At 64.9% G+C, this 3,452-nt stretch carries 7 protein-coding genes and 1 tRNA gene; 3 read left to right on the forward strand and 5 right to left on the reverse strand.

Going from position 1 to position 3,452, the window contains the following annotated elements; genetic code table 11:
• Both AC1VAN_RS15550 and AC1VAN_RS15555 read left to right on the forward strand, forming a co-directional pair.
• A partial coding sequence (locus tag AC1VAN_RS15550; protein ID WP_480986141.1) for a helicase-related protein occupies positions 1-905 on the forward strand: 905 nt, incomplete at its 5' end.
• A gap of 107 nt (positions 906-1,012) precedes the next feature.
• Positions 1,013-1,087: transfer RNA gene (locus tag AC1VAN_RS15555), tRNA-Val, on the forward strand.
• A 112-nt stretch (positions 1,088-1,199) separates the two neighbouring features.
• On the opposite strand, the gene AC1VAN_RS15560 is transcribed toward AC1VAN_RS15555, so the two are convergent.
• The 5 genes from AC1VAN_RS15560 to AC1VAN_RS15580 all read right to left on the reverse strand — a co-directional run bounded on the left by AC1VAN_RS15560 (position 1,200) and on the right by AC1VAN_RS15580 (position 3,053).
• Complete coding sequence (locus tag AC1VAN_RS15560) at positions 1,200-1,532, reverse strand: hypothetical protein (RefSeq protein WP_032975715.1); 333 nt, start codon at positions 1,530-1,532, stop codon at positions 1,200-1,202.
• Positions 1,533-1,794: 262 nt separating this feature from the next.
• Positions 1,795-1,989 carry a hypothetical protein gene (locus AC1VAN_RS15565; RefSeq protein ID WP_032975716.1) on the reverse strand — a complete coding sequence of 65 codons (195 nt, stop codon included), beginning with the start codon at positions 1,987-1,989 and terminating at the stop codon, positions 1,795-1,797.
• A gap of 31 nt (positions 1,990-2,020) precedes the next feature.
• Complete coding sequence (locus AC1VAN_RS15570; RefSeq protein ID WP_032975717.1) at positions 2,021-2,212, reverse strand: hypothetical protein; 192 nt, start codon at positions 2,210-2,212, stop codon at positions 2,021-2,023.
• 65 nt (positions 2,213-2,277) lie between these two features.
• Positions 2,278-2,472 (reverse strand): hypothetical protein, encoded by a 195-nt coding sequence (locus tag AC1VAN_RS15575; RefSeq protein WP_025875233.1) that lies wholly within the window; start codon positions 2,470-2,472, stop codon positions 2,278-2,280.
• An 11-nt stretch (positions 2,473-2,483) separates the two neighbouring features.
• Positions 2,484-3,053, reverse strand: coding sequence for a peroxiredoxin family protein (locus AC1VAN_RS15580; RefSeq protein ID WP_025875231.1), 570 nt, complete (start codon positions 3,051-3,053; stop codon positions 2,484-2,486).
• 107 nt (positions 3,054-3,160) lie between these two features.
• Here AC1VAN_RS15580 and AC1VAN_RS15585 point away from each other — a divergent pair, with 107 nt between their 5' ends.
• Entirely contained in the window at positions 3,161-3,301 is a 141-nt protein-coding gene (locus AC1VAN_RS15585) for a hypothetical protein (RefSeq protein WP_480986142.1), read from the forward strand.
• Positions 3,302-3,452 lie beyond the last annotated feature (151 nt).

Genomic DNA, 3,452 nt, shown 5'->3' on the forward strand with positions numbered 1-3,452 from the left:
ACCGTCCGCTGCGCTTCGAGGAGTGGGAGGCGCGCTGCCCCCGCAGCATCTATGTGTCGGCGACACCGGGTCCGTATGAATTCCGCGAGGCCGGAGAGGACATGGCCGAGCTGGTCGTGCGCCCGACCGGGCTGATCGACCCCGTGGTGGAGATCCGCCCGGTCGGCACCCAGGTCGATGACCTGATGAGCGAGGCCAACGAGCGGATCAAGGCCGGTGACCGCGTGCTGGTCACCACCCTGACCAAGCGCATGGCCGAAAACCTCACCGAGTACCTGACCGAGCACGGCATCCGCGTGCGCTACCTGCACTCGGACATCGATACCGTKGAACGCGTGGAGATCATCCGYGACCTGCGYCTGGGCAAGTTCGATGTGCTGGTCGGCATCAACCTGCTGCGCGAGGGGCTGGACATGCCCGAGGTCTCGCTGGTGGCGATCCTGGATGCGGACAAGGAGGGCTTCCTGCGCTCGACCGGCTCGTTGATCCAGACCATCGGCCGTGCGGCCCGCAACGTGCGCGGCAAGGCGATCCTGTATGCGGACAAGATCACCCGTTCGATGCAGGCAGCGATCGATGAGACCGACCGCCGCCGCACCAAGCAGGTCGAGTACAACCTGGAGCACGGCATCACTCCGCGCTCCGTGGCGCGGCCGATCGTCGACGTGCTGGAGGGCGCACGCTCGGACGCCGCCGAGAAGGAGTTCCGCAAGGGCAAGGGCAAAGGCCGTTCCGGGGTGGCAGAGGACACGGTCGACTACCGTTCGCTCAGTCCGGCGCAGCTGGCCGCTCGCCTCAAGGCCCTGGAGCAGCGGATGTACCAGCATGCCAAGGACCTGGAATTCGAGGATGCCGCCCGGGTGCGCGACCAGATCAGGCAGCTGAAGGAAGCCAGCCTGGGCTGAACGCGGTAAAGCGGCTTTTCTTCACAAAAGTATTGCGCTTGCCGGTCGTCGTCCGTAATATACGCGGCCTGCACCGACGCAATCGCGGCGCTGCAGAAGCAACAAACGGGCGGTTAGCTCAGCGGTAGAGCACTACCTTGACATGGTAGGGGTCACAGGTTCGAACCCTGTACCGCCCACCACCGGTTCCCGGCATGGCCGGAGCAGCGGTGGCAACGATGAAAGCCGGCCCTGGGCCGGTTTTTTTGTGCCTGCGATCCGCGCTCGTTCCAGCCTGGCCGGCTGCTGCCAGCGTCAACCGCGTTGCTCGACACTGGCGCTGCGCTGCAGCTGCCAATGACCATCCACGCGCTGCCACAGTTGCAGCATTCCCCGGGCGTGCGATTGCCCGCGCTGTATACCGTCGGCATCACCGTGCACGCGAGCGTGGGCCACCTGCAGTACGCGATCCGCACTCAGGCGCAGGATCTGCACGCTCTGGCTGTCCGTCTGGCCGTACGTCGCAGGCGCGCGGACGGCACGTTGGGCATCGGCCTGCAGGATCTGCATCCGCAGCGAATCGCTTCCGGTACCGCCGTCGCGGTTGCACAGACCGGCCATCAACAGCAGCAGGGCAAGCATCGGCATGGCACGGTGCTCCGGAGAAGGGAGCCCAGCGTTGCACTGCGGCCTGCGCTGTGAAACCGGTATCCGACGAAGACCGGAAAAGTGCGCGCCAACCAGAGCCAGCAAGGATGAATCCGTGCCAGACCGGGGCGGCGGCAGAACACGATCATGAAAAAGGGCCGGGCCACCCGTGAAGGCAGTCCGGCCCGTTTGCCCGGAAGTGACCCCGTTGGCCGGGAAGCCTGGGCTCAGGTCACGACGTGGCTGGAACCATCAGGCGGGCTCAGAGCGGATCGCAGCACAGGCGAGGGCCGGACCAATGCCCTGAGCCGCCATACGGGCAGCCCGGGGTGAATTCACAGCCCGGTGCGAACCCGGCCTTGGCCGGAGTGGCGAAGGCCTGCGCGGCACCGAATGACATGGCGGCCACCACGACGAGGCCGGCAATGGACGAGAACAGCTTCTTCTTTCCGATCATCTGTATCTCCTTTGCAGAGCTTCGAGGCGGGTTACATGGGGTCGCAGCAGACCAGCAGGCCGTGGGAGCCTGCGTTGCCATAGGGGCAGCTCGGATGTTCCTTGCAGCCCGGCGCGAAGCCGGTCTTCACCGGAGTGGCGAAGGCCTGCGCGGCGCCGAATGACATGGCGGCCACGACGACGATGCCGGCAATGGACGAGAACAGCTTCTTCTTTCCGATCATGTGTATCTCCTTGGAATGGCGATGGAACATGAAGTCACCGCGTGCGGGGCGGTGTCGAAGCGGGATCAGTTGGCGACGCAGCAGATGCGCGTGCCGCCGGCGCGGCCATTGCCGCCGAACATGCATCCGGGGGTATCCACGCAACCCGGTGCAAAGCCGGTCTTCACCGGTGTGGCGAAGGCCTGTGCGGCCCCGAATGACATTGCAGCAACGATGACGATACCGGCGACGGACGAGAACAGCGTTTTCTTCCCGATCATGTGTATCTCCTTCAGTTGGTGTGGCTTCCCGGATTCATTGCGTTGGCGACGGCCTGCACCGTCCCGGTGTCGAGCTGGCCGACATGCTTGTAGGCGATGCTGCCATCTGCGGCCAGCACCATCAGCATCGGTGTCAGCGTGGCGCGGTAGCGCTTGGAGACTTCGCCCTGATCGTCGACGGCGATCGGAAACGCCAGCGCGTGCTTGCCTGCGTAGTCGGCAAGCTGGTCGTACGGTGGCAGGCCCACGCCCACCAGCTCGGCACTGCCTCGCGCAGCCGCGATCTGCTGCAGTTGTGGCACCGAGGCCAGGCAGTAACGGCAGGCGGTAGAGAAGAAGTAGAGGATCTGCGGCACGCCGCGCGCGCCACCGATATCGACATGGGTCTGCTGCGTCGTCCGCAGGGTCAACAGTTCAGGCCGGGTGCCGGTGGCAAGACCATGCGCGTCCAGCTGCGTCTGCTGCAGCTGCGCCGCCATCTGTTCGTTGACCTGCCGCAACTGGCGGTTCTGCCAGGAGAGCATGATGACCAGTGCGGCCAGCAGCAGGGCGACTACGGGAAACAGTGCACGCTTGAGCATCGATCATCCTTGAACGCCGCGTTGCATCGACCATACCGGAAACAGCAACAGGAATGTCAAGCTTTTGTATCATCGGTGACGCAGTTCCCAAACCTCAGGACGCCACCATGAGTGACCATGCTCCCGTTTCCCGGCCTAACCCGATCATCGAACTGCTGTTCGGCRGCAACATGCTGGAAGGCACCTTCAAGGCCGTGATCTGGGTCGCACTGCTATCTGCGGTGCTGGCCTGGACGACCTTCCGCTGACGGGACGCTCAGGCCGCAGTGAAGGCCTGGCGCAGGCTGCGCAGCGTCGCCTGACGATATTCGGCTGCACACGGCTCGCCCATTTCCAGCTCCTGCAGGCGCAGGCCGACCAGGGTCATCGACAGTGCGTATCCGCGCGCAGCATCGGCAG

The organism is Stenotrophomonas sp. 05L44_2 (genome assembly GCF_056665995.1).

What these genes read in the sequence shown, in the direction of transcription:
- AC1VAN_RS15560 (WP_032975715.1), bottom strand. Translation starts at nt 1,532, where the DNA reads ATGCCGATGCTTGCCCTGCTGCTGTTGATGGCCGGTCTGTGCAACCGC.
- AC1VAN_RS15565 (WP_032975716.1), bottom strand. Translation starts at nt 1,989, where the DNA reads ATGATCGGAAAGAAGAAGCTGTTCTCGTCCATTGCCGGCCTCGTCGTG.
- AC1VAN_RS15570 (WP_032975717.1), bottom strand. Translation starts at nt 2,212, where the DNA reads ATGATCGGAAAGAAGAAGCTGTTCTCGTCCATTGCCGGCATCGTCGTC.
- AC1VAN_RS15575 (WP_025875233.1), bottom strand. Translation starts at nt 2,472, where the DNA reads ATGATCGGGAAGAAAACGCTGTTCTCGTCCGTCGCCGGTATCGTCATC.
- AC1VAN_RS15580 (WP_025875231.1), bottom strand. Translation starts at nt 3,053, where the DNA reads ATGCTCAAGCGTGCACTGTTTCCCGTAGTCGCCCTGCTGCTGGCCGCA.